The 25,390-nt window shown below is 54.7% G+C and carries 24 protein-coding genes and 1 other RNA gene; 18 read left to right on the top strand and 7 right to left on the bottom strand.

The genetic code is table 11. The features are described 5' to 3' along the window. The first annotated feature begins 155 nt into the window (after positions 1-155). Both rpiA and serA read left to right on the top strand, forming a co-directional pair. Positions 156-815: a ribose-5-phosphate isomerase RpiA gene (rpiA, locus tag F384_RS16045; RefSeq protein ID WP_046487003.1), complete on the top strand. Its 660-nt coding sequence runs from the start codon at positions 156-158 to the stop codon at positions 813-815. 267 nt (positions 816-1,082) lie between these two features. Then, positions 1,083-2,315, top strand: a complete 1,233-nt coding sequence (gene serA, locus F384_RS16040) for a phosphoglycerate dehydrogenase (protein ID WP_046487001.1) — start codon at positions 1,083-1,085, stop codon at positions 2,313-2,315. A 371-nt stretch (positions 2,316-2,686) separates the two neighbouring features. Here the strand turns inward: serA and F384_RS16035 are convergent, their stop codons facing one another. From F384_RS16035 to zapA, 3 genes are all read right to left on the bottom strand, one after another. Beyond that, positions 2,687-3,298: a 5-formyltetrahydrofolate cyclo-ligase gene (locus tag F384_RS16035; protein WP_046486999.1), complete on the bottom strand. Its 612-nt coding sequence runs from the start codon at positions 3,296-3,298 to the stop codon at positions 2,687-2,689. 20 nt (positions 3,299-3,318) lie between these two features. Next, positions 3,319-3,502: non-coding RNA, 6S RNA (gene ssrS, locus F384_RS28275), on the bottom strand. 41 nt (positions 3,503-3,543) lie between these two features. Next, positions 3,544-3,873 (bottom strand): cell division protein ZapA, encoded by a 330-nt coding sequence (zapA, locus tag F384_RS16030; RefSeq protein WP_046486997.1) that lies wholly within the window; start codon positions 3,871-3,873, stop codon positions 3,544-3,546. A 166-nt stretch (positions 3,874-4,039) separates the two neighbouring features. On the opposite strand from zapA, the gene F384_RS16025 reads away from it, so the two are divergent. From F384_RS16025 to F384_RS15990, 8 genes are all read left to right on the top strand, one after another. Further along, positions 4,040-4,618 carry a YecA family protein gene (locus F384_RS16025; RefSeq protein WP_155404012.1) on the top strand — a complete coding sequence of 193 codons (579 nt, stop codon included), beginning with the start codon at positions 4,040-4,042 and terminating at the stop codon, positions 4,616-4,618. A 28-nt stretch (positions 4,619-4,646) separates the two neighbouring features. Beyond that, complete coding sequence (gene pepP, locus F384_RS16020; RefSeq protein ID WP_046486991.1) at positions 4,647-5,960, top strand: Xaa-Pro aminopeptidase; 1,314 nt, start codon at positions 4,647-4,649, stop codon at positions 5,958-5,960. Then, a complete protein-coding gene (gene ubiH / locus F384_RS16015) occupies positions 5,960-7,138 on the top strand; it encodes a 2-octaprenyl-6-methoxyphenyl hydroxylase (RefSeq protein WP_046486988.1) in 1,179 nt (392 codons plus the stop codon). Before pepP ends, ubiH begins: the two co-directional genes overlap by 1 nt. 91 nt (positions 7,139-7,229) lie before the next feature. Further along, positions 7,230-8,432 (top strand): FAD-dependent 2-octaprenylphenol hydroxylase, encoded by a 1,203-nt coding sequence (gene ubiI / locus F384_RS16010; protein WP_046486985.1) that lies wholly within the window; start codon positions 7,230-7,232, stop codon positions 8,430-8,432. A 450-nt stretch (positions 8,433-8,882) separates the two neighbouring features. Beyond that, positions 8,883-9,977, top strand: coding sequence for a glycine cleavage system aminomethyltransferase GcvT (gene gcvT, locus F384_RS16005; protein ID WP_046486981.1), 1,095 nt, complete (start codon positions 8,883-8,885; stop codon positions 9,975-9,977). A 25-nt stretch (positions 9,978-10,002) separates the two neighbouring features. Next, positions 10,003-10,392: a glycine cleavage system protein GcvH gene (gene gcvH / locus F384_RS16000; RefSeq protein WP_046486980.1), complete on the top strand. Its 390-nt coding sequence runs from the start codon at positions 10,003-10,005 to the stop codon at positions 10,390-10,392. A gap of 217 nt (positions 10,393-10,609) precedes the next feature. Next, positions 10,610-13,483, top strand: coding sequence for an aminomethyl-transferring glycine dehydrogenase (gene gcvP, locus F384_RS15995; RefSeq protein WP_046486978.1), 2,874 nt, complete (start codon positions 10,610-10,612; stop codon positions 13,481-13,483). A gap of 64 nt (positions 13,484-13,547) precedes the next feature. After that, positions 13,548-14,291, top strand: coding sequence for an SDR family oxidoreductase (locus F384_RS15990; RefSeq protein WP_046486975.1), 744 nt, complete (start codon positions 13,548-13,550; stop codon positions 14,289-14,291). Positions 14,292-14,385: 94 nt separating this feature from the next. Here F384_RS15990 and bglA read toward each other — a convergent pair whose 3' ends face one another. Further along, a complete protein-coding gene (gene bglA, locus F384_RS15985) occupies positions 14,386-15,819 on the bottom strand; it encodes a 6-phospho-beta-glucosidase BglA (protein ID WP_046486973.1) in 1,434 nt (477 codons plus the stop codon). 119 nt (positions 15,820-15,938) lie between these two features. Continuing rightward, a complete protein-coding gene (locus F384_RS15980; protein ID WP_046486968.1) occupies positions 15,939-16,667 on the bottom strand; it encodes a MurR/RpiR family transcriptional regulator in 729 nt (242 codons plus the stop codon). A gap of 51 nt (positions 16,668-16,718) precedes the next feature. Between F384_RS15980 and yqfB the strand changes: the two genes are divergently transcribed. Together yqfB and trhA are read left to right on the top strand one after the other, a co-directional pair. After that, on the top strand, positions 16,719-17,030 hold the full coding sequence (gene yqfB, locus F384_RS15975) for a N(4)-acetylcytidine aminohydrolase (protein WP_046486963.1): 312 nt from the start codon (positions 16,719-16,721) through the stop codon (positions 17,028-17,030). A 162-nt stretch (positions 17,031-17,192) separates the two neighbouring features. Beyond that, the gene (trhA, locus tag F384_RS15970; protein ID WP_046486956.1) at positions 17,193-17,852 is read left to right on the top strand and encodes a PAQR family membrane homeostasis protein TrhA; all 660 of its coding nucleotides are present in this window, start codon (positions 17,193-17,195) and stop codon (positions 17,850-17,852) included. 357 nt (positions 17,853-18,209) lie between these two features. Here the strand turns inward: trhA and ygfZ are convergent, their stop codons facing one another. Then, positions 18,210-19,190 carry a tRNA-modifying protein YgfZ gene (gene ygfZ / locus F384_RS15965; RefSeq protein WP_046486952.1) on the bottom strand — a complete coding sequence of 327 codons (981 nt, stop codon included), beginning with the start codon at positions 19,188-19,190 and terminating at the stop codon, positions 18,210-18,212. Positions 19,191-19,446: 256 nt separating this feature from the next. Here ygfZ and sdhE point away from each other — a divergent pair, with 256 nt between their 5' ends. Beyond that, a complete protein-coding gene (gene sdhE / locus F384_RS15960) occupies positions 19,447-19,713 on the top strand; it encodes an FAD assembly factor SdhE (protein ID WP_042322123.1) in 267 nt (88 codons plus the stop codon). After that, entirely contained in the window at positions 19,694-20,101 is a 408-nt protein-coding gene (locus F384_RS15955) for a protein YgfX (RefSeq protein ID WP_046486944.1), read from the top strand. The genes sdhE and F384_RS15955 overlap by 20 nt, the downstream gene beginning before the upstream one ends. 84 nt (positions 20,102-20,185) lie before the next feature. Here F384_RS15955 and fldB read toward each other — a convergent pair whose 3' ends face one another. Next, complete coding sequence (gene fldB / locus F384_RS15950) at positions 20,186-20,707, bottom strand: flavodoxin FldB (protein WP_046486940.1); 522 nt, start codon at positions 20,705-20,707, stop codon at positions 20,186-20,188. Positions 20,708-20,807: 100 nt separating this feature from the next. On the opposite strand from fldB, the gene xerD reads away from it, so the two are divergent. From xerD to prfB, 4 genes are all read left to right on the top strand, one after another. Next, entirely contained in the window at positions 20,808-21,704 is an 897-nt protein-coding gene (gene xerD / locus F384_RS15945) for a site-specific tyrosine recombinase XerD (RefSeq protein WP_046498264.1), read from the top strand. A 23-nt stretch (positions 21,705-21,727) separates the two neighbouring features. Further along, positions 21,728-22,441, top strand: a complete 714-nt coding sequence (dsbC, locus tag F384_RS15940; RefSeq protein ID WP_046486937.1) for a bifunctional protein-disulfide isomerase/oxidoreductase DsbC — start codon at positions 21,728-21,730, stop codon at positions 22,439-22,441. Between the two features lie 5 nt (positions 22,442-22,446). Further along, on the top strand, positions 22,447-24,180 hold the full coding sequence (recJ, locus tag F384_RS15935) for a single-stranded-DNA-specific exonuclease RecJ (protein ID WP_046486934.1): 1,734 nt from the start codon (positions 22,447-22,449) through the stop codon (positions 24,178-24,180). Positions 24,181-24,285: 105 nt separating this feature from the next. Then, a protein-coding gene (prfB, locus tag F384_RS15930) for a peptide chain release factor 2 (RefSeq protein ID WP_155404011.1) occupies positions 24,286-25,384 on the top strand; the annotation gives its coding sequence in 2 pieces (ribosomal slippage) (positions 24,286-24,360 and positions 24,362-25,384; 1,098 coding nt in all). Positions 25,385-25,390: the final 6 nt, after the last annotated feature.

Raw genomic sequence — 25,390 nt, 5'->3', positions numbered from 1 at the left:
CTGACACACTCCTGAAATATTTGCTTGTCCTGCACTATGACATAAATTTGCATTGGGTAAAGACGAAATCCGTAGCCTGGGAGCGGGTCGGGAAGATTTTTCCGCGCAATGGTCTATAATGCGCGTGAATTTTTCTCCACAAAGGCGAGACGATCATGACGCAGGATGAACTGAAAAAAGCAGTAGGATGGGCGGCACTTCAGTATGTACAGCCCGGCACCATTGTAGGGGTAGGTACCGGTTCAACAGCCGCGCACTTTATTGACGCGCTGGGCACCATGAAAGGTCAGATTGAAGGTGCCGTTTCCAGTTCGGATGCCTCAACCGAAAAACTCAAAAGCCTCGGCATCCCTGTGTTTGATCTCAACGACGTGGACAGCCTTGGCGTCTACGTCGACGGCGCAGACGAAATTAACGGCCACATGCAGATGATTAAAGGCGGCGGCGCGGCGCTGACCCGTGAAAAGATCATTGCCTCCGTGGCGAAGAAATTTATCTGTATCGCTGATGCGTCCAAAGAAGTGGATATCCTGGGTAACTTCCCGCTGCCGGTTGAGGTTATCCCAATGGCGCGTAGCGCAGTGGCTCGCCAGTTGGTTAAGCTGGGGGGGCGTCCGGAGTATCGCCAGGGCGTGGTCACCGATAACGGCAACGTGATCCTCGATGTGCACGGCATGGAGATCCTCGATCCGGTGGCGATGGAAAATGCCATTAACGCCATTCCTGGCGTGGTTACCGTCGGCCTGTTTGCCAACCGTGGCGCGGATGTGGCGTTAATCGGGACCGCTGACGGCGTCAAAACCATCGTGAAATGATCTTACCGGGGGAGCGCTTCCCCGGTTAAAATTTTTTTACAGGGCAAATTTGGTGACATGTATCACGTTTTGAATCTTGCCCTGCTGATCTCTCCAAAGAAAAACTTATCCCCAGCATTTTCCTCTGGCATTTGCCTCTGAATGAACGCTCCTCAACAGGGCGACGCAAACGTTCATATTGCCGCAATCATTATTTTTGATATGTTGAAAGGCGGATGCAAATCCACACACACAACATCAGATTGCATAAAAAGACAGGGTCGGGAAATGGCAAAGGTATCGCTGGAGAAAGACAAGATTAAGTTTCTGCTGGTTGAAGGCGTGCATCAAAAGGCGCTGGATAGCCTTCGGGCGGCAGGTTATACCAACATCGAATTTCACAAAGGGGCGCTGGATGCTGAACAGCTGAAAGAGTCCATTCGTGATGCCCACTTCATTGGCCTGCGATCCCGTACCCATCTGACAGAAGAAGTGATCAGCGCGGCGGAAAAACTGGTTGCTGTCGGCTGTTTCTGCATCGGCACCAACCAGGTTGATCTGACTGCTGCGGCCAAACGCGGTATTCCGGTGTTTAACGCGCCGTTCTCCAACACCCGTTCTGTAGCGGAACTGGTGATTGGCGAACTGCTGCTGCTGCTGCGCGGCGTACCGGAAGCAAACGCCAAAGCACACCGTGGCGTGTGGAATAAACTGGCCGCCGGTTCGTTTGAAGCGCGTGGTAAAAGACTCGGCATTATTGGCTACGGCCACATCGGGACTCAGTTAGGTATTCTGGCCGAATCGCTGGGGATGCACGTTTACTTCTACGATATTGAGAACAAACTGCCGCTGGGTAATGCTACCCAGGTTCAGCATCTCTCCGAACTGCTCAACATGAGCGACGTGGTCAGTCTGCACGTACCGGAAAATGCCTCAACGAAGAACATGATGGGCGCAAAAGAGATCGCCCTGATGAAGCCAGGTTCGCTGCTGATCAACGCCGCACGTGGCACGGTGGTAGATATTCCCGCGCTGTGTGATGCACTGGCGACCAAACATCTGGCTGGGGCGGCAATCGACGTATTCCCGACCGAACCGGCAACGAACAGCGATCCGTTTACCTCGCCGCTGTGCGACTTTGATAACGTGATTCTGACGCCGCATATTGGGGGCTCCACCCAGGAAGCGCAGGAGAACATCGGTCTGGAAGTCGCGGGTAAGCTGGCGAAGTATTCCGATAACGGCTCTACGCTTTCTGCGGTTAACTTCCCGGAAGTGTCGCTGCCGCTGCACGGCGGGCGTCGTCTGATGCACATCCACGAAAACCGTCCCGGCGTGCTGACGTCCCTGAACCAGATTTTTGCCGAGCAGGGCGTCAACATCGCCGCGCAGTATCTGCAAACATCGGCGCAAATGGGCTATGTCGTTATCGATATTGAAGCGGATGAAGAGGTCGCCGAGAAAGCGCTGTTAGCGATGAAGGCTATTCCAGGTACTATTCGCGCGCGTCTGTTGTACTAATCAGCTGTACGGGCAGGCGCTCAGTCTGCCCGTCATTTCTTCCTTTTCCCTCCGTTTTCTCTTCATCCCTTTCTGTAACGCATACATCCTGTTTTCGAGTCTTGCCGCAATCGGCAATTAAAGGCATCGTGGCGCGTTGAGCATCAGAAAAAGGAATTTACGATAGAGGCTTCAGCATAGGGCTGAAACGGAAAAGCCCCTACCGAAGCAGGGGCTTAAAAAAGGAAAGGGACGATGATGAGATACGTCATCATGCTGCTAATCCTATTAATCATAGCCTACCCAGCATATTAACAGAGAGGAAGCAGGAGGGAGGTTCGCCTCCCTCACCCTTTACCGAGGAATTTAGGTCAAAAAAACAGCGGTGTCAATCAACAAAGAAGCGCCTGGCACGCCCACACTTTTGACGGCGTCACAACGGCCGGTAAGGGAACATCCCACTCTTCTACCGGCAGTTTCTCCACGCGCTGACAGTCGTGGGCGTACCCCACGGGTATCAACCCATGCTGTTGCCAGTTTTGTAAGGTGCGATCGTAGAATCCGCCGCCCATACCTAAACGCTGACCCTGCTCATCAAACGCCACTAAAGGCGTAACCAGTACATCCAGTTGCGAAAGCGGCAGGACATCACGAACATCCAGTTTAGGCTCCTGAATCTTTAACCGATTAGTGACCAGTTCACTGCGCGGGTGGTAGTGCAGAAATAGCAAATTACCGGGGCTGAACGGGTGTAGAACCGGGAGATAGACGCGCTTTCCCGCCCGCCAGAGTTGTTCGATTAGCGGCTGGGTATCGAGTTCGCCATCAAATGACAGAAAGACGGCAACCGTCTGTGCCATCACGACGGGTGGATACGCAAGCATGCGTGACGCGGCCTGTTGACCGAAGGCGATTTGTTGCGAGAGTGTAAGCGCACGACGGCGTTGCCGAATCATCTGGCGAATTTCTTGTCGTGATAAAGGGAGTTCAGAAAGTAACGTCATGGCTGTTGCCAGGTAGAAGGAGAATCTCCGAGATGCCGCCGCAGGCTGTAACCCTTGAACCCTTGGTTCAAGGTGAATGCGTCGTCACAGTCTTAAGGCTTCTCGGACGAACCGAGCGTGCTCACCGACCATGGATCGCCACATTCTTGTGGTATGAAATATCGGCTCAGGGGACTGGCCCGCTTGCAAACATCTCAGAGAAATTTTGTCTTCACGGTCACTCTACCATAGTAAACCGAAAAGTGTTATTCAAAGTTTTGGTTCGTTTTTTCGGTTATGCGACCCTGATCAAGCAGTGCCTGTTCAATGGTCTGTTGGAGCATCCGAATACGTTGTTCCATGCTCGCCGCGTAGTCGCGGGTCTTCGCTTTTTCCTGAGTCAGTTCATAGCTAATATTCAGTGCGGCAATGAATACCAGCTGCTCAGTATTTGTGACTCTAGTGCGAACTTTCAGATCTTGCAACCGCTGATTCAGATCGTCCGCAGCCTGATTCAACGCATCCCGTTGTTCAGGCGGGCAATTCACTCGCAGTGAACGGCCAAAAATTTGGATATCGACGGGTTGTGCAGACATGCCACCTTCCTGCTGATTGACTGCGCTGCCTTCGTTTCCAGACCCTGAGTCTGCGAAGGGGCGACACTATAGCTACCCTGATGTGAAGATACAAGCCCTATTCTGGTTCACCAGGGTCCAAAGTGGTAGCATACCATGAATATCCTCCCTTTGATGACGAATGCTTATGTCTATACAGAACGAAATGCCTGGTTACAGTGAAATGAACCAGTATTTGAACCAACAAGGGGCCGGACTGACCCCGGCGGAAATGCACGGTTTGATCAGTGGGATGATTTGCGGTGGCAATAACGACAGCTCCTGGCAGCCGCTGCTTCACGACCTGACGAATGAAGGGCTGGCCTTCGGTCATGAACTGGCTCAGGCGCTGCGTAAAATGCACTCCGCGACCAGCGACGCGCTGGAAGATGACGGTTTCCTTTTTCAGCTTTATCTGCCTGAAGGTGATGACGTAAGTGTCTTCGATCGCGCAGATGCGCTGGCGGGATGGGTTAACCACTTCCTGCTTGGTCTTGGCGTTACGCAGCCGAAGCTCGATAAAGTGGCTGGCGAGACGGGTGAAGCCATTGACGATTTGCGCAATATCGCACAGCTCGGCTATGACGAAGATGAAGATCAGGAAGAGCTGGAGATGTCGCTCGAAGAGATCATCGAGTATGTGCGTGTCGCCGCGCTGCTGTGTCACGACACTTTTACCCGTCAGTCGCCGACCGCACCGGAAGTGCGTAAACCAACCCTACACTAAAAAGTAAAACGATAATGGAGGCCACGCCATGACACCGCAGGAATACCAACGTCGTCGCCAGGCGCTGCTTGCGCAAATGCAGCCAGGCAGCGCCGCGCTGATTTTTGCCGCGCCGGAAGTTACGCGCAGCGCGGACAGTGAATACCCGTATCGCCAGAGCAGCGATTTTTGGTATTTCACAGGTTTTAACGAACCGGAAGCCGTTCTGGTACTGATTAAAAGCGACGATACCCATAACCACAGCGTGTTGTTCAACCGCGTTCGCGATCTGACTGCGGAAATCTGGTTTGGTCGTCGTCTGGGACAAGATGCCGCGCCGGAAAAACTGGCGGTGGATCGTGCGCTGGCCTTCAGCGAAATCAATCAACAGCTTTTTCAGTTGCTTAACGGTCTGGACGTGGTCTACCACGCGCAGGGCGAATATGCGTATGCGGATGAGGTCGTCTTCACCGCGCTGGAGAAACTGCGCAAAGGTTCGCGCCAGAACCTGAAATCGCCGTCAACCCTGATCGACTGGCGGCCGATGGTGCATGAAATGCGCCTGTTTAAGTCGCCAGAAGAGATTGCAGTGATGCGTCGTGCCGGAGAAATTACGGCACTGGCGCATACCCGGGCGATGGAAAAATGCCGTCCGGGGATGTTTGAGTATCATCTGGAAGGCGAAATTCATCACGAGTTTACTCGTCACGGCGCGCGTTATCCGTCCTACAACACCATTGTGGGCAGCGGTGAAAACGGCTGCATTCTGCATTACACCGAAAACGAAAGTGAACTCCGTGACGGCTCCCTGGTGCTGATTGATGCAGGCTGTGAATACAAAGGTTATGCGGGCGATATCACGCGCACCTTCCCGGTGAATGGCAAGTTTACCCCGGCGCAGCGTGAGATCTACGACATCGTGCTGGAATCGCTGGAAACCAGCCTGCGTCTGTACCGTCCGGGTACGTCGATTCAGGAGGTCACCGGTGAAGTCGTGCGTATTATGATTACCGGGCTGGTGAAGCTGGGTATTTTGCAGGGCGAAGTGGATCAACTGATCGCCGATAACGCGCATCGACCGTTTTTCATGCACGGTCTGAGCCACTGGCTGGGGCTGGATGTCCATGATGTCGGTGAATATGAGCAGGATCGTTCCCGCATTCTGAAGCCGGGAATGGTGATTACCGTTGAGCCGGGACTGTACATCGCACCCGATGCTGATGTACCGCAAGCGTATCGGGGGATCGGGATCCGCATTGAGGATGACATCCTGATTACGGAAAACGGCAACGAAAATCTGACCGCCGGCGTCGTCAAAAAGGCGGATGAGATTGAAGCGTTAATGGCGGCGGCGAGAACGTAATGAGCGTGATCATTGTTGGCGGTGGCATGGTGGGCGCGACGCTGGCGCTGGCTATTTCCCGGTTAAGTCAGGGGACACTGCCGGTTCATCTGATAGAAGCGACCGCCCCTGAAGCGGACAGTCATCCCGGGTTTGATGCCCGGGCGATTGCGCTTGCGGCGGGCACTTGCCAACAACTGGCGCGAATTGGCGTATGGCAGGCGATTGCCGATTGTGCCACCGCGATCCATACGGTTCATGTCAGCGATCGGGGCCATGCCGGGTTTGTGACGCTCGACGCGGATGATTATCGCATCCCAGCGCTGGGACAGGTGGTTGAACTGCACGACGTGGGGCTGCGCTTGTTTGCCCTGCTGCGTAAAGCGCCCGGCGTCACGCTGCACTGCCCGGACCGGGTTGCCAGCGTGTCGCGTACCCAGGAACAGGTGAACGTCACGCTGGAAACGGGCGAAACGATCGCCGGACGCGTTCTGGTGGCGGCAGATGGGACGCGTTCTGCGCTGGCAACCGCCTGCGGCGTTGACTGGCAGCAGGAGCCTTATGAGCAACTGGCGGTGATCGCGAACGTCTCAACTGCGGTTGCCCATAACGGCCGTGCGTTTGAACGGTTTACGGCGCATGGACCGTTGGCGATGTTGCCGATGTCTGAAGGGCGCTGTTCGCTGGTGTGGTGTCATCCGCTGGATCAACGTGAGGAGATTCTGGGGTGGTCAGACGAACGCTTCTGCCGTGAACTCCAGACCGCATTCGGCTGGCGGTTGGGGAAAATCACGCACGCGGGCAAACGGAGCGCGTATCCACTTTCCCTCACCACGGCGGCAAAGGCATTTACGCACCGCACCGTGCTGGTGGGCAACGCCGCGCAGACGCTGCACCCGATTGCAGGGCAGGGGTTCAACCTTGGACTGCGTGATGTCATGAGCCTCGCCGAAACGCTTACAACCGCGCAGGCGACGGGCAAGGACATCGGCGACTATGCCGTACTCGCGCACTATCAACATCGTCGTCAGGGGGATCGCCAGGCCACGGTCAGCGTGACGGACAGTCTGGTCCATCTGTTTGCCAACCGTTGGGCACCGCTGGTTGTCGGGCGCAACGTGGGGCTGATGACCATGGAATTATGCCCTCCCGCCCGCGACGCGTTTGCGCAGCGAACGTTAGGCTGGGTGGCGCGGTAAACATCATCTCCAGACCGGACAGGCGAAGCGCCATCCGGTATTTATACGAACATGACGCCCGATGGCGGTTTCCGATTTCCAGGAGTAAACAGTGCAAAGTGTTGATGTAGCAATCGTGGGCGGAGGCATGGTTGGCCTGGCTGTCGCGTGTGGACTGCAGGGCAGCGGTTTACGTGTCGCCGTGCTCGAACAGCGCGAACCGCAACCGCTGGCGGCGGATGCCGATCCCGCGCTTCGCGTGTCGGCGATCAATGCCGCCAGTGAAAAACTGCTTACCCGACTGGGCGTCTGGTCAGACATTGTGGCTCGTCGCGCCAGTTGCTATCACGGGATGGAAGTGTGGGATAAAGACAGCTTTGGTCGTATCGAATTTGATGACCAAAGCATGGGCTACAGCCATCTGGGCCATATCGTGGAGAACGCGGTTATCCATTACGCGCTGTGGCAAAAAGCGCAGCAATCCTCCGATATCACGCTGATGGCGCCTGCCGAATTACTGCAGGTGGCGTGGGGCGAAAATGAAGCCTTCCTGACGCTGAAGGATGGCGCAATGCTCACGGCGCGTCTGGTGATTGGCGCTGATGGGGCAAACTCGTGGCTACGCAATAAAGCGGACATTCCATTGACCTTCTGGGATTATCGCCATCATGCGCTGGTCGCGACCATTCGTACCGAAGAAGCCCACGGTGCCGTTGCCCGTCAGGCGTTTCATGGCGAAGGCATTCTGGCGTTCCTGCCGCTTAGCGATCCGCATTTGTGCTCCATCGTCTGGTCGCTTGCGCCACAAGAAGCTGAGCGGATGCAGCAGGCAAGCGATGAACAGTTTAATCAGGCGCTGAACATGGCGTTTGATAATCGTCTGGGGCTGTGTCGCGTGGAGAGCGAACGCCAGGTGTTTCCGCTGACGGGACGCTATGCGCGTCAGTTCGCCGCGCATCGGCTGGCGCTGGTGGGTGACGCTGCGCATACCATCCATCCGCTGGCCGGACAGGGCGTGAACCTCGGGTTTATGGATGCAGCGGAACTGGTGGATGAACTCAAACGTCTGCATCGTCAGGGTAAAGACATTGGTCAGTACCTCTATTTGCGTCGCTATGAGCGCAGCCGTAAGCACAGCGCGGCGATGATGCTGGCAGGTATGCAGGGGTTCCGCGAGCTGTTTGCGGGGACGCATCCGGCGAAAAAACTGCTGCGTGATATGGGGCTGAAACTGGCTGATACCCTTCCGGGTGTTAAACCGCAACTTCTCCGTCAGGCAATGGGACTCAACGATTTGCCTGAGTGGCTTCGTTAAGCATTCACCTCTTTTAAAGAATTTGAAACCCGTCACATTTCCTTCTCCCGGCGTGTTCGCCGGGGGGATTCCCTCATTTGAAATAAACTAATTTCACTGTTCTTTTCGCATTATATTTTCTAATGTCGTGATTTTCTCATAACGCCAGTTTTGACATTTTTTTAGCGTTTAATGTGGTTATCTTTGCCTGTAATAGATTAATGATAGTTTTCTGTCTGCGTGATTTACGTTAACTGTGGTTTTTTATGCTGACGGTATTTTGGTGATTTTTGGCCATAAGCTAATGTGATGGTTAATTTTGTTTTATGGTTTAGCGTGGGTTTCGGTGGTAAGTTCAGGGGCAAAGAGAACGTTTGCGTCGGGGCCCAGCAGTGGCGTCGATGCCGGATTTCGTGGCGACAATTTTCGCCGCGAAAGGGTAGTTAGCCCCGCTTATTCAATGAGGACAAGATGGCTCAACAGACTCCTTTGTACGAACAACACACGCTATGCGGTGCTCGCATGGTCGATTTCCACGGCTGGATGATGCCGCTGCATTATGGTTCTCAGCTCGATGAGCACCATGCGGTCCGCACCGATGCCGGGATGTTTGATGTGTCACACATGACCATCGTCGATCTGCGCGGCAGTCGCACCCGGGAGTTCTTGCGTTATCTGCTGGCGAACGACGTGGCAAAGTTAACGAAAACCGGCAAAGCCCTTTATTCCGGTATGCTCAACGCCTCAGGCGGCGTGATAGATGACCTGATTGTCTATTACTTTACCGAAGACTTCTTCCGCCTCGTTGTCAACTCCGCCACCCGCGAAAAAGACCTCTCCTGGATTACCCAACACGCAGAACCTTATGCCATCGACATTACCGTACGTGATGACCTGTCGCTGATTGCCGTGCAGGGGCCAAACGCGCAGGCGAAGGCGGCATCCCTGTTTACTGACGAACAGCGCAAAGCCGTCGAAGGCATGAAACCGTTCTTCGGCGTGCAAACGGGTGACCTGTTTATTGCCACGACCGGTTACACCGGTGAAGCGGGCTATGAAATTGCGATGCCGAATGAAAAGGCGGCGGATTTCTGGCGTGCGCTGGTGGAAGCGGGCGTGAAACCGTGTGGTCTGGGCGCGCGCGATACGCTGCGCCTGGAAGCCGGTATGAATCTGTATGGTCAGGAGATGGATGAGGGGATCACCCCGTTGGCGGCCAATATGGGCTGGACCATCGCCTGGGAACCGACCGATCGCGACTTTATCGGTCGTGAGGCGCTGGAAGTCCAGCGTGAAAAAGGCCACGAACAACTGGTTGGTCTGGTGATGACTGAAAAAGGCGTTCTGCGTAACGAACTGCCGGTACGTTTCACTGATGCCCAGGGTAATCAACTGGAAGGCGTTATTACCAGCGGTACCTTCTCACCGACGCTGGGCTACAGCATTGCGCTGGCGCGCGTGCCAGCAGGCATTGGCGAAACGGCAATTGTGCAGATTCGCAACCGCGAAATGCCGGTAAAAGTGACTAAACCTGTTTTTGTGCGTAACGGCAAAGCCGTCGCGTGATTCATCCTTTTCTGGAGATTGATTGATGAGCAACGTACCAGCAGAACTGAAATACAGCAAAGAACACGAATGGCTGCGCAAAGAAGCTGACGGCTCTTACACCGTTGGCATCACCGAACACGCTCAGGAACTGTTGGGCGACATGGTTTTTGTTGACCTGCCAGACGTCGGCGCGACCGTTAGCGCGGGCGACGACTGCGCGGTTGCCGAATCGGTCAAAGCCGCTTCTGACATTTATGCGCCGGTCAGCGGCGAGATCGTGGCCGTTAACGACGCGCTGAGCGACTCCCCGGAACTGGTGAACAGCGAGCCGTATGCCGGTGGCTGGATCTTCAAAATCAAAGCCAGCGATGAGAGTGAACTGGACTCGCTGCTGGATGCGACAGCGTACGAAGCTCTGCTCGAAGACGAATAAATACGCGTCATCCTTCACGCTGCAGGTGTGTTGGCTTCCTCGCTCACCCCAGTCACTTACTGATGTAAGCTCCTGGGGATTCGCTGTGTCGCCGCCTTCCTGCAACGCGAATGATTTTGCGTATCGACCATAGTCGATGAGCCCGGTAAGCGAGAGCGCCACCGGGCAAACCAGTCAGACAATCACGATTCACTGCACGTTTCAGGAACCATCGCCCATGACACAGACGTTAAGCCAGCTTGAAAACAGCGGCGCTTTCATTGAACGCCACATCGGACCGGACGCCGCGCAGCAGCAAGAGATGCTGAATGCGGTTGGCGCCGGGTCGTTAAATGCGTTGATCGGCCAGATTGTGCCGAAAGATATTCAGCTCGCGACCCCACCGCAGGTCGGCGAGGCGGCGACCGAATATGCTGCGCTGGCAGAATTAAAGGCCATCGCCGGGCGTAACAAGCGCTTCACGTCATACATTGGCATGGGTTACACCGCCGTGCAGCTGCCGCCCGTTATCCTGCGCAACATGCTGGAAAACCCAGGTTGGTACACGGCCTATACGCCTTATCAGCCGGAAGTGTCTCAGGGTCGTCTGGAAGCGCTGTTGAACTTCCAGCAGGTGACGCTGGATCTGACCGGTCTGGACATGGCTTCTGCTTCGCTGCTCGATGAAGCCACCGCGGCGGCTGAAGCGATGGCGATGGCGAAGCGCGTCAGCAAACTGAAAAACGCGAACCGTTTCTTCGTTGCCGCGGATGTGCATCCGCAAACGCTGGATGTTGTGCGTACGCGTGCAGAAACCTTTGGTTTTGACGTGATTGTGGATGATGCGGCGAAAGTGCTGGATCACCAGGATGTGTTCGGCGTGCTGTTACAGCAGGTGGGAACCACCGGTGAAGTCCACGACTACAGCGCGTTGATTAGCGAACTGAAGTCACGCAAAGTGATTGTCAGCGTTGCTGCCGACTTTATGGCCCTGGTGCTGCTGACCGCGCCGGGCAAACAGGGTGCGGACATTGTTTTCGGCTCTGCGCAACGCTTTGGCGTACCGATGGGCTACGGCGGCCCACACGCGGCATTCTTTGCCGCGAAAGATGAATTTAAACGCTCCATGCCGGGCCGTATTATCGGCGTATCGAAAGATGCGGCAGGCAATACCGCGCTGCGCATGGCGATGCAGACTCGTGAGCAGCATATTCGCCGCGAGAAAGCGAACTCCAACATTTGTACCTCTCAGGTGCTGCTGGCGAACATCGCCAGTCTGTATGCCGTTTATCATGGCCCGGTTGGCCTGAAACGCATCGCGAATCGTATTCACCGTCTGACCGACATTCTGGCGGCCGGCCTGCAACAGAAAGGGCTGAAACTGCGTCACGCTCATTACTTCGACACCTTGTGCGTGGAGGTGGCGGACAAAGCGGCGGTATTGGCGCGTGCGCAAGCGGCAGAAATCAACCTGCGTAGTGATATCCATAGCGCGGTAGGCATTACGCTCGACGAAACCACCACCCGTGAAAATATTGTGCAGTTGTTCACTGTTCTGCTGGGCGATAGCCATGGTCTGAACGTCGACACGCTGGATAAAGAGGTAGCGCACGACAGTCGTTCGATTCAGGAAAGTATGCTGCGCGATGACGCCATCCTGAGCCACCCGGTGTTCAATCGCTACCACAGCGAAACCGAAATGATGCGCTACATGCACGGGCTTGAGCGTAAAGATCTGGCGCTGAATCAGGCGATGATCCCGCTGGGCTCCTGCACCATGAAGCTGAACGCGGCAGCGGAAATGATCCCGATCACTTGGCCGGAATTTGCTGAATTGCATCCGTTCTGCCCGCCAGAACAGGCGGAAGGCTACCATCAGATGATCGGTCAGCTTTCTGACTGGCTGGTTAAACTGACTGGTTATGATGCCGTCTGTATGCAGCCAAACTCCGGTGCGCAGGGTGAATACGCCGGACTGCTGGCGATTCGTCATTACCACGAAAGCCGCAACGAAGGGCATCGCGATATCTGCCTGATCCCGGCCTCTGCACACGGGACGAACCCGGCTTCTGCACAGATGGCGGGTATGCAGGTGGTGGTCGTGGCCTGTGATAAGAATGGCAACATCGATCTCGGCGATCTGCGTGACAAAGCCGGTCAGGCGGGCGAAAACCTCTCCTGCATCATGGTGACCTATCCGTCCACCCACGGTGTTTACGAAGAGACGATCCGCGAAGTGTGCGAGATAGTCCATCAGTTCGGTGGTCAGGTTTATCTCGACGGCGCAAATATGAACGCTCAGGTGGGCATCACCTCTCCGGGCTTTATCGGTGCTGACGTTTCACACCTTAACCTGCATAAAACCTTCTGCATTCCGCACGGCGGCGGCGGTCCGGGTATGGGACCCATTGGTGTGAAATCGCACCTGGCACCGTTTGTACCGGGACACAGCGTGGTGCAGATTGAAGGGATGCTGACCCGTCAGGGCGCGGTCTCTGCCGCACCGTTCGGCAGCGCATCGATTCTGCCGATCAGTTGGATGTATATCCGCATGATGGGCGCGGAAGGGTTGAAGCAAGCAAGCCAGGTAGCGATTCTGAATGCCAACTACATCGCCAGTCGGCTGAAAGACGCGTTCCCGGTGTTGTATACCGGTCGCGATGGCCGCGTGGCGCATGAGTGTATTCTCGATATTCGCCCACTGAAAGAAGAGACTGGCATTAGTGAACTGGACATTGCCAAACGTCTGATCGACTACGGTTTCCACGCGCCAACCATGTCGTTCCCGGTCGCGGGTACGCTGATGGTTGAACCGACGGAATCGGAAAGCAAAGTGGAACTGGATCGCTTTATCAACGCCATGCTGGCGATTCGCGCGGAAATTGACAGCGTGAAGGCGGGAGTCTGGTCGCTGGAAGATAACCCGCTGGTTAACGCACCGCACACCCAGAATGAGCTGGTGACGGAGTGGAATCACGGTTACAGCCGTGAAGTCGCCGTCTTCCCGGCGGGCGTGGCGAACAAGTACTGGCCAACCGTGAAGCGTCTTGATGACGTTTACGGCGATCGTAACCTGTTCTGCTCCTGCGTACCGATGAGCGAATACCAGTAATCTGCTGATTCGACTATCTTTTAAAGGCGCTTCGGCGCCTTTATTCTTTTTGGGGGAAAAGGGCATGGCAATAGCATTGGTTACCGGTGGCAGTCGCGGTATCGGGCGCGCGACAGCCTTGCTGCTGGCACTGGAAGGTTACACGGTTGCCGTCAACTTTCATCACAATATTCGGGCCGCCACCGGGGTGGTGAACGACATTATCGCCGCCGGGGGAAACGCGTTTACCCTGCGCGCAGATATCAGTGATGAAGCGCAGGTCGTGGCGATGTTTGAATCTATCGATCGTGAAAATGAGCCACTGGTGGCGCTGGTCAATAATGCCGGAATTTTATTTGAACAAAGTACCATCGAAAATCTCTCTGCCGAGCGGATTAACCGCGTGCTGTCGACCAACGTGACGGGGTATTTCCTCTGCTGTCGCGAAGCGGTAAAGCGCATGTCGCACAAACACGGCGGTCACGGCGGGGCGATTGTGAACGTGTCGTCAGCGGCGTCGCGTCTGGGGGCTCCGGGGGAATATGTTGACTACGCGGCGTCAAAAGGAGCCGTGGATTCACTGACCACCGGCTTAGCGCTGGAGGTGGCGGCGCAGGGGATCCGGGTTAACGGCGTGCGTCCGGGGCTGATCTACACCGAAATCCACGCCTCCGGCGGCGAGCCTGGGCGGGTGGATCGCGTGAAGTCAATGTTACCCATGCAGCGCGGTGGTCAACCGGAAGAGGTGGCGCAGGCCATTGTCTGGCTGCTGAGTGAGAAAGCGTCGTATGTCACGGGCAGTTTTCTGGAACTGGCAGGCGGAAAGTAAGACAAGGAATGCCGGATAGTGGCATAAACGCCTTATCCGGCCTGCGGAAACAGAACCTGTAGGCCGGATAAGCGCAGCGCCATCCGGCAATCCCTTAGAGAGCCTCGCCGTTGCTGGCGATCACCGTTTTGTACCAGTCGAAGCTCTTCTTACGTGAACGCGACATATCACCCGTACCGTCGTCGTGTTTGTTCACATAGATAAAACCGTAGCGTTTGCTGTACTGGCCGGTGGTGAAAGAGACACAGTCGATGCAGCCCCACGGCGTGTAGCCCATGAGATCCACACCGTCATACGTGACCGCCTTCATCATCTCTTCGATATGGGCGCGCAGATAGTCGATGCGGTAGTCATCGTTAATGCTGCCGTCTTCTTCCACTTTATCTATGGCACCAAAGCCGTTTTCCACAATGAACAACGGTTTCTGGTAGCGCTCATACAGTTCGCACAGTGAATAGCGCAGGCCCACCGGGTCAATCTGCCAGCCCCAGTCGGAGGCCTTGACGTGTGGGTTCGGTACGCTGCCTTCGAAACCCGAAATGGCATCGCCGCTGCCGCCTTCGGCCTTCACCGCATTGGTCATGTAGTAGCTGAAACCAAGGTAATCGCAGGTGCCTTCACGCAGAATCGCGGTATCGCCATCTTCCATTTTGATGTTAAAGCCGCGACGCTCCCACTCGTTGAGAACATAGGAAGGGTAGTAGCCGCGCAGTTGAACGTCGGTGAAAACATAGCGCTCACGCATAGACTCCTGGGCGAACATGACGTCCTCTGGTTTACAGGAGAACGGATACAACGCCACCATCGCCAGCATGCAGCCCACTTTCATCTCCGGGTTGATGCGACGTGCCGCCTTCACCGCTAACGCGCTGGCGACAAACTGGTGGTGCAGCACCTGGTACATGGTCTCTTCCGGGTTTTCGTGCTCGGTATAGACCACGCCGGAACAGCAATAGCCAAACAGCGGCGCACGCCAGTTGCGTTGGTTGTTGATCTCGTTGAAGGTCATCCAGTATTTGACCTTATGCTTGTAGCGTTCAAACACCACTTCGGCAAAACGAACAAAGAAATCAACGACCTTGCGGTTAGTCCAGCCGCCGTACTGCTGCACCAGGTGCAGCGGCATTTCAAAGTGAGAAAGGGTAATGACCGGCTCGATATTGTACTTGAGCAACTCGTCAAACATGTCGTCGTAGAATTTCAGCCCTTCTTCATTTGGTTGCGTTTCGTCGCCTTGTGGGAAGATGCGGGTCCAGGCGATGGACGTGCGAAAGCATTTAAAGCCCATTTCGGCAAACAGTTGGATGTCTTCTTTGTAGTGACCATAAAAATCGACCGCGTCGTGGTTCGGGTAGTATTTACCTGGTACCACGTGCTGGGTGATTTCACGGGGTACGCCATGTGCGCCGTCGGTCAGAACATCACAAATGCTGGGGCCTTTGCCGCCTTTGTTCCAGCCGCCTTCAACCTGATGTGCAGCAACCGCGCCGCCCCAGAGAAAATCTTTCGGTAAGGTGAGTTTTTTCATCGTTGCGTCATCTCAAATTAATACAAACTGATTTGAGTCTAACAAAGGGAAGGTAAATGTCACGATATAACAAAATAGCGAAACGGTAATTTGTTACCGCCAAAAAACAGTCTGTTTTTTTACGCTAATTTTTTCGCCAGCTTTCGCCCGAGAGACTCGAGAATATAAATAACGGGAATTTGCGTGGTAATATCGTACACGCCAGCAATACGGGTTTGCGGCACATGCCAGGAAAGATTAAAGTCCGCCAGTTTGGCGAGACGAGAGTGTTCATGGCTGGTAATCGAGAGCACCTTGCAGTTATGCAGGCTGAACTGGCTGGCAAAGCGCAGGAGCTCTTCAGTTTCGCCAGAAACTGATAACACAATTGCCAGCGCATTACGCGCCATGTCGTTAGTGACCGGGAAATAAGGATCGTCAATATGATTACTGAATTTTCCAACGTTTGAGAAAAAACGCGCGCCATATTTCGCTAAGGCTCCTGAGGTACCGGCACCGACAAATATAATCCGCTCGGACGATAAAATAATGTCTACCGCCTTTTCAAGTAATTGATCAAATTCATCGTTATTGACCCCTTTAAAGAAACTAATAATCTCGCTGGCGCCAAAATTAGCCTGTTGCGGTTCATTCTGCTCTAAATATAATTTAAAGCGTACGCGAAATTCGGAGTAGCCTTCACAGTTAAGCTTGCGACAGAAACGCAGCACGGTGGTGGTCGATACGCCCGCCGCTTCAGCCAGTTCCCGAATGGTCATATACATGACTTTGTCACGGTTTCTGATGACATAGTTGTAGACCAACATCTCAATGTTGTTGAGACTGGCGATGGCAGCGTGGGAGAACATACTCACAATGGCAATACTCACTCATCAGATATATCTACAGGGAATAATAACATGCAGCCAAATGACATCACTTTTTTTCAGCGTTTCCAGGACGACATTCTGGCAGGGCGTAAAACGATCACCATTCGCGATGAGTCTGAATCTCACTTCAGGACCGGCGACATTCTGCGGGTAGGACGTTTTGAGGACGACGGCTATTTTTGCACAATTGAGGTGCAGGGAACGTCAACCGTCACGCTCGACACACTGACGGAAAAACATGCACAGCAGGAAAACATGACGCTGGACGAACTGAAGCGGGTGATTGGCGAGATTTACCCGAATCAGTCACAGTTTTATGTGATTGATTTTAAATGCCTTTGAATTGAATGAACAACTGTTAGTTGAAAATTACGTTTCAATATTATGATTTATAACGATTATTCTTATAGCGATATTTATTTTAGCTAACAGGTGTTCACTGGAACCATTCTCAGTTACGCTAGAAGCGCAATCACGAACGTGTTCGTTTCACCGGAGTAAGTTATGGTCCAGAAGCCATTAATCGCACAGGGATATTCACTGGCAGAGGAAATCGCCAACAGCATCAGTCACGGCATCGGACTGGTGTTTGGTATCGTCGGTCTGGTGTTGTTGCTGGTGCAGGCGGTGGATATGAACGCCAGCGCAACGGCGATTACCAGCTACAGCCTGTACGGCGGCAGCATGATTCTGCTGTTTCTGGCGTCGACCTTGTATCACGCCATTCCCCATCAGCGGGCGAAGATCTGGCTGAAAAAGTTCGACCACTGCGCTATCTACCTGCTCATTGCCGGGACCTATACGCCGTTTCTGCTGGTGGGGCTGGATTCAACCCTGGCGCGTGGGCTGATGATTGTGATCTGGAGCCTGGCGCTGCTCGGTATTTTGTTCAAACTGACGATAGCCCACCGGTTTAAAGTGCTGTCGCTGGTGACCTATCTGACGATGGGCTGGCTGTCGCTGATTGTGGTGTATCAACTGGCAATCAAACTGGCGGCGGGAGGCGTAACGCTACTGGCCGTCGGCGGCGTGGTCTATTCACTGGGGGTGATTTTCTACGTCAGTAAACGCATTCCCTACAACCATGCTATCTGGCACGGGTTTGTGCTGGGCGGCAGCGTGTGCCACTTTCTGGCGATCTACTTGTACGTAGGACAGGCGTGATGTGATGGTTTGACGTTTTATCAGGCCTACAGGTACCTCTATGCAGCCCTGATAAGCGAAGCGCCATCAGGTGAGAGATGCCGGATGGCGACGTAAACGTCTTATCCGGTCTACAGGGCGAGAGGGATATCTTCGTAGGCCGGATAAGCGACGTGCCATCAGGTGAGAGATGCCGGATGGCGACGTAAACGTCTTATCCGGCCTACAGGGCGAGAGGGATATCTTCGTAGGCCTGATAAGCGACGTACCATCAGGTGAGAGATGCCGGATGGCGACGTAAACGTCTTATCCGGCCTACGGGGCGAGAGGGATATCTTCGTAGGCCTGATAAGCGAAGCGCCATCAGGCGTTATTCTCTTACTCTTCCAGTGAATAGGGCAGTGGTTTGATGTGCAACGTGTTGGCATCATCGCGTACGCGGAATACGCTGTCGGCTTCCATATCGTTGTTCATCACCACCTGTACCAGTAGCTGACCGTCATCCAGTTGCACTGCCGCGAGGACAGTGCCAGTACGACGCCAGTTCTCACCCATTTGCATCTCAAGATCCTCACCCGCTTCGGGTACCCGGCTGGCTTTACCCGCCAGAGACCACAACGCGCGTTTGTTCGCCCCGCGGAATTTCGCTCGCGCCACCATCTCTTGCCCGGTATAGCAGCCTTTTTTAAAGCTGATCCCTCCCAGCGCCTGAAGATTGGTTGCCTGCGGAATGAATTGCGCGCTGTTGGCGGAATCGATAACCGGAAGACCGGCCTCAATATCCAGCGCCAGCCACTGCTGGCTGTTATTCAGTTCGGCTTCGCCCCGCAGTTTTTCCGTCACGGTTTCCGCTGTTGTTACATCAGTAATTAACAGGAAGCGTTCCACCGGATGTTCAAACCACAACAGAGTGGTTGCCCCTTCACGCGTGACGGGCTTTTCGCCGTCAGGCAGTTCACTAAACAGATTCGCCAGTGCGGCACGCGCCTGGAAACCCGCCACGCCCAGCAGCACGCGTTCATCGTTCGGGGCAATCGTCACTTTCGAGAACACGGCGTACTTTTTCAGTTCGGTGACCTGCGCGTCACGCAGACTACGACGCTCAATCCAGGCAAAACCGTCGCCGTCGCGGAACAGTCGCAGGTTGCTCCACATTTTGCCTTTAGCGTCGCAATGGGCGGCCAGAACGTGTTGGTGCTCAGTCAGTAGACTCACGTCAGCCGTCACCTGACCCTGGATATACTTCTCGCTGTCAGCCCCGGTAATCGTGGCCAGCGCCCAGTCATCTAACGTCATTAACGTCACGGGCAAACGCGCAGAAGCTGACGGCTGACGAGGTGGAAATGGAGTAAATGCCATAAAAATGTCCTGATTTGCTTAACGCAGTGATAATGACTAATGGTAAAAGAGCTAGTGCCCAATGCAAGTGCTTTGATAGTCCCATTTGTGCCTTATGTTATAGATTGCGAGGCGGCATCCAGAAAACATGAACCCATTGAGTTATTGGGGATTTAATTAGCGATCGCGCTTGTGGTTACGGATATTCCCGCAAAACAGGATGAAAAACACGTTACAATAGCCGGGCAGTTCATTTGAGTGAGACAGGAAGAAAAACATGGATATTAACAATAAAGCACGTATTCACTGGGCATGCCGACGCGGTATGCGTGAACTCGATATTTCCATCATGCCGTTTTTCGAACATGAGTACGACACGTTGAGCGATGATGAAAAACGTATTTTTATTCGTCTGCTGGAGTGTGATGACCCGGATTTATTCAACTGGTTGATGAATCACGGTAAACCGGCAGATGCTGAACTGGAGCAGATGGTACGACTCATTCAGACACGGAATCGGGATCGTGGTCCTGTGGCAATCTGATCTCCGCGTCTCATGGCGCGCACAATGGCTATCGCTACTCCTGCATGGGCTGGTGGCGGCGGTTATTCTATTAATGCCATGGCCTCTGAGCTACACGCCGCTGTGGTTGATACTACTTTCGCTGGTTGTGTTTGACTGTGTTCGCAGCCAGCGTCGAATTAACGCCCGTCAGGGAGAGGTTAAACTTCTGATGGACGGACGGCTCCGCTGGCAGGGGCATGACTGGCTTATCGTCAGTGCACCGTGGATGATCAGCACCGGCATGATGCTGCGTTTGCGTTCTGAGACCGGTAAACGCCAGCATTTGTGGCTCGCGGCAGACAGTATGGACGACGCTGAATGGCGGGATTTACGCCGCCTGATGATGCAAACGTCGACGCTGGGATAGGCGTGATGAGCGGAATACGCAGGCAAGGCTGACGGGATATGCCGTCAGCCCGGCGAGGCAGGAAATCGGTATCAGGAATCGGTATCAGGAATAGTGCTCGGCCATTTCACCGAGAATTTGTTCACACCACGCCTGAATACGCTCATCGCTGAGATCGTATTGATTGGTTTCATCCAGGGCGAGACCGACGAACAACTGACCCTCGGCAATGACCGGTTTTGGGCTGGTGAATTCGTAGCCTTCGGTAGGCCAGTAACCGACGAATTTGACCCCTTTGGTCGACAGTTTGTCATGCAGCATGCCCAGTGCGTCAAGGAACCACTCACCGTAGCCTAACTGGTCGCCCATGCCGTAAAGCGCGACAATTTTGCCTTCGAGGTTGAGTTCGTCCAGTTGATCCCAGACGGCTTCCCAGTCCTCCTGAATTTCACCGAAATCCCAGGTGGGAATGCCTAAGATCAGCACATCGTACTGCTCCATCAGGGCCGGGGTATCATCTTTCAGATTATGCAGCGTCACCAGTTCCGGTCCGATGATGTCGCGAATTTTCTCCGCCGCCATCTCGGTGTAGCAGGTGCTGGAACCGTAAAAAAGACCAATATTCATCGCGTAAACGTCTCAATACTTGCTATGACTTTGCGCGTAGTGTACCAGAAACCCGTATCATTGAGTCATAATGGCGGGTTGCAGAATCAAAGAGGCTGATGTGGAACAGGATCTTGCACGCATCGAACAATTCCTTGATGCGCTCTGGCTGGAGAAAAATCTGGCGGAAAATACGCTGAGCGCCTATCGCCGCGATTTGACCATGTTGGTGGAGTGGCTCGCCCACCGTCAGGTGTCGCTGGATACTGCGCAAAGTGACGATCTGCAGGCATTACTGGCCGAACGGATGGACGGCGGATATAAAGCGACCAGTACCGCACGACTGCTGAGCGCGGTGCGGCGGCTTTTCCAGCATCTTTATCGTGAGAAGATCCGTTCAGACGATCCAACAGTGACGCTGGCGTCGCCTAAATTGCCCCAGCGTTTACCGAAAGATCTCAGTGAAGCGCAAGTTGAGAGATTATTACAGGCACCAGTGGTTGACCAACCGCTGGAGTTACGCGATAAAGCCATGCTTGAGATCCTGTATGCCACGGGGCTGCGTGTGTCTGAACTTGTCGGGCTGACGATGAGTGACATCAGTCTGCGCCAGGGCGTGGTTCGGGTGATCGGTAAGGGCAATAAAGAACGACTCGTTCCATTGGGCGAAGAGGCGGTGTACTGGGTGGAGACGTACCTGGAGCATGGACGTCCGTGGCTGCTGAACGGCGTGTCGATTGACGTGCTGTTTCCCAGTCAGCGCGCCCAGCAGATGACGCGCCAGACCTTCTGGCACCGCATTAAGCACTATGCCGTATTAGTGGGAATCGACAGTGAAAAGCTGTCACCGCACGTTTTACGCCACGCATTTGCCACGCATTTGCTCAATCATGGCGCCGATTTACGCGTGGTGCAGATGTTGCTGGGTCACAGCGATCTCTCCACCACCCAGATTTATACGCATGTTGCGACAGCGCGCTTGCGTCAACTTCATCAACAGCATCACCCAAGAGCGTGAATGCTGAGCGAACAGGAAAGGTTATGAAAAAAGGTTTAATGCTGTTTACCCTGCTGGCCACTGCGTTTTCCGGCCTGGCACACGCCGACGACGCCGCGATCCGCCAGTCTCTGACGAAACTGGGCGTACAGAGCACGGATATTCAGCCCGCCCCCATTGCCGGGATGAAAACGGTGCTGACCAACAGCGGCGTGCTGTACGTGACGGAAGACGGTAAACACATCATTCAGGGGCCGATGTACGACGTCAGCGGCGCAACGCCGGTCAACGTGACCAATCAGCTGCTGATGAAGCACCTGAACGCGCTGGAAAATGAAATGATCGTCTATAAAGCGCCTCAGGAAAAACACGTTATCACCGTCTTTACCGATATCACCTGTGGCTACTGTCACAAACTGCATGAAGAGATGAAGGACTACAATGCGCTGGGCATTACCGTGCGCTATCTCGCTTTTCCGCGCCAGGGACTGGAAAGCCAGGCCGAGCAGGATATGAAGTCCATCTGGTGTGCACAAGACAAAGCCAAAGCATTTGATGACGCGATGGCAGGCAAAGGCGTGAAAGCAGCAACCTGCGATGTGAATATCGCGGATCACTACGCGCTGGGCGTACAGTTTGGCGTGAGCGGCACGCCCGCCATTGTGCTGAGCAACGGCTATGTCGTACCCGGTTATCAGGGGCCGAAAGAGATGAAAGCGTTTCTTGACGAGCACCAAAAACAGACCAGTGGTAAGTAATTCACGTGAAACAACAGATACAACTTCGTCGGCGGGAAGTCGATGAGTCGGCAGAACTGCCTGCCGACCTCTCGCCGCTGTTACGCCGCTTATATGCCAGTCGTGGTGTACGCAGCGCCCAGGATCTCGAGCGTAGCGTAAAAGGTATGCTGCCCTGGCAGCAACTGAGCGGCGTCGAAAAAGCGGTCGAAATCCTCTATAACGCCTTTCGCGAGGGGACGCGCATCATCGTGGTTGGCGACTTCGATGCGGACGGTGCGACCAGTACCGCCCTGAGCGTGTTGGGGATGCGCTCGCTGGGCTGCGATAACATCAGCTACCTGGTGCCAAACCGTTTTGAGGATGGTTACGGCTTAAGTCCGGAAGTGGTCGATCAGGCCCATGCGCGCGGCGCGCAGCTGATCGTCACCGTAGATAACGGTATCTCTTCCCATGCCGGCGTGGATCACGCCAGGGCGCTGGGGATCCCGGTGGTGGTTACCGATCACCACCTGCCGGGCGAGACGCTGCCGGCTGCCGAAGCCATCATTAACCCGAATCTGACTGACTGTGATTTTCCGTCGAAGTCGCTGGCCGGCGTGGGCGTGGCGTTCTACCTGATGCTCGCCCTGCGCACCTTCCTGCGCGATAAGGGCTGGTTTGATGAACGAGGCATTACGCCGCCAAACCTGGCGGATCTGCTCGATCTGGTCGCGCTGGGCACCGTAGCGGACGTGGTGCCGCTGGATGCCAATAACCGGATCCTCACCTGGCAGGGCTTAAGCCGTATTCGCGCCGGGAAATGCCGTCCGGGGATCAAAGCGCTGCTGGAAGTGTCCAATCGTGATGCGCAAAAGCTCGCCGCCAGTGATTTAGGTTTCGCGCTCGGCCCGCGTCTGAACGCCGCAGGTCGGCTGGATGATATGTCCGTCGGCGTGGCGCTGCTGCTGTGCGATAACATCGGCGAAGCGCGGGTACTGGCCAATGAGCTGGATGCGCTGAACCAGACGCGTAAAGAGATTGAGCAGGGGATGCAGGCGGAAGCGCTGACCCTGTGCGAGAAGCTGGAACGCAGTCGCGAGACGCTGCCTGGCGGTCTGGCGATGTATCATCCTGAGTGGCATCAGGGGGTGGTTGGGATCCTCGCCTCGCGCATTAAAGAGCGTTTTCACCGCCCGGTGATCGCTTTTGCACCGGCAGGCGACGGCACGCTGAAAGGCTCCGGGCGTTCCATTCAGGGGCTGCACATGCGTGATGCGCTGGAGCGGTTGGATACGCTGCATCCGGGGCTGATGATTAAATTCGGTGGTCATGCGATGGCAGCGGGACTGTCGCTGGAAGAGACGAAATTCGACCTCTTCCAGCAGCGTTTTGGCGAGCTGGTTACCGAATGGCTGGATCCGTCGCTATTACAGGGGGAAGTGGTCTCTGACGGCCCGCTGAGCGCGGCGGAGATGACGATGGAGGTCGCGCAGTTGCTGCGTGACGCCGGTCCGTGGGGGCAAATGTTCCCGGAACCGTTGTTTGACGGGCATTTTCGCCTGCTTCAGCAACGCCTGGTCGGCGAGCGGCATTTGAAAGTGATGGTCGAACCCGTTGGCGGGGGACCGCTGCTGGATGGCATTGCTTTTAACGTTGATACCGCCTGCTGGCCGGATAACGGTGTGCGCGAAGTCGAACTGGCCTACAAACTGGATATTAACGAATTTCGCGGCAACCGCAGTTTGCAGTTAATCATCGATAATATCTGGCCCGTGTGATCTGACCAATTTCCCGTCACTATTCTCTATAAAAAAGAGCGTGGATTGGGTACAATCCCGCTCTTATCACCGCATTTTGACAAGCTCAATAAAAGAAATCAGACCATGTTTGAAATTAATCCGGTAAAAAACCGCATTCAGGACCTCACGGAGCGCTCTGACGTTCTTAGGGGGTATCTTTGACTATGATGCCAAGAAAGAGCGCCTGGAAGAAGTAAACGCCGAGCTGGAACAGCCGGACGTCTGGAACGACCCCGAACGCGCGCAGGCGCTGGGCAAAGAACGTTCCTCGCTTGAAGCGATTGTCGACACCCTCGACCAAATGACTCAGGGGCTGGAAGATGTTTCCGGCCTGCTGGACTTGGCTGTAGAAGCCGACGACGAAGAAACTTTTAACGAATCCGTCGCGGAACTCGATCTGCTTGACGAAAAACTGGCGCAGCTGGAATTCCGTCGCATGTTCTCTGGCGAGTATGACAGCGCCGATTGCTACCTCGATATCCAGGCCGGTTCCGGCGGTACTGAAGCGCAGGACTGGGCAAGCATGCTGGAGCGCATGTATCTGCGTTGGGCAGAAGCGCGCGGCTTCAAGACTGAAATTATTGAAGAGTCAGAAGGGGAAGTGGCCGGGATCAAATCCGTGACCATTAAAATTTCTGGCGAATATGCTTATGGCTGGCTGCGTACGGAAACCGGCGTTCACCGTCTGGTGCGTAAAAGCCCGTTCGACTCCGGCGGTCGTCGCCATACCTCGTTTAGCTCTGCATTCGTTTACCCGGAAGTGGATGACGATATTGATATCGAAATCAACCCGGCAGACCTGCGTATCGATGTGTACCGTGCATCCGGCGCGGGCGGTCAGCACGTTAACCGTACCGAATCCGCAGTGCGTATTACCCACATTCCGACCGGGTTAGTGACGCAGTGCCAGAACGACCGCTCCCAGCACAAGAACAAAGACCAGGCCATGAAGCAGATGAAAGCGAAGCTTTATGAACTGGAAATGCAGAAGAAGAATGCCGAGAAACAGGCGATGGAAGATACTAAATCCGACATCGGCTGGGGAAGCCAGATTCGTTCTTACGTCCTTGATGACTCCCGCATTAAAGACTTGCGTACCGGGGTTGAAACCCGCAACACGCAGGCCGTGCTGGACGGCAGCCTGGATCAATTTATCGAAGCAAGTTTGAAAGCAGGGTTATGAGGAACC

It is taken from the genome of Citrobacter amalonaticus Y19, from assembly GCF_000981805.1.
In the GTDB taxonomy this organism is placed as follows: domain Bacteria; phylum Pseudomonadota; class Gammaproteobacteria; order Enterobacterales; family Enterobacteriaceae; genus Citrobacter_A; species Citrobacter_A amalonaticus_C.
Note: the sequence above shows the minus strand (reverse complement) of the source record. Positions and strands in the feature narration are given on the sequence as shown.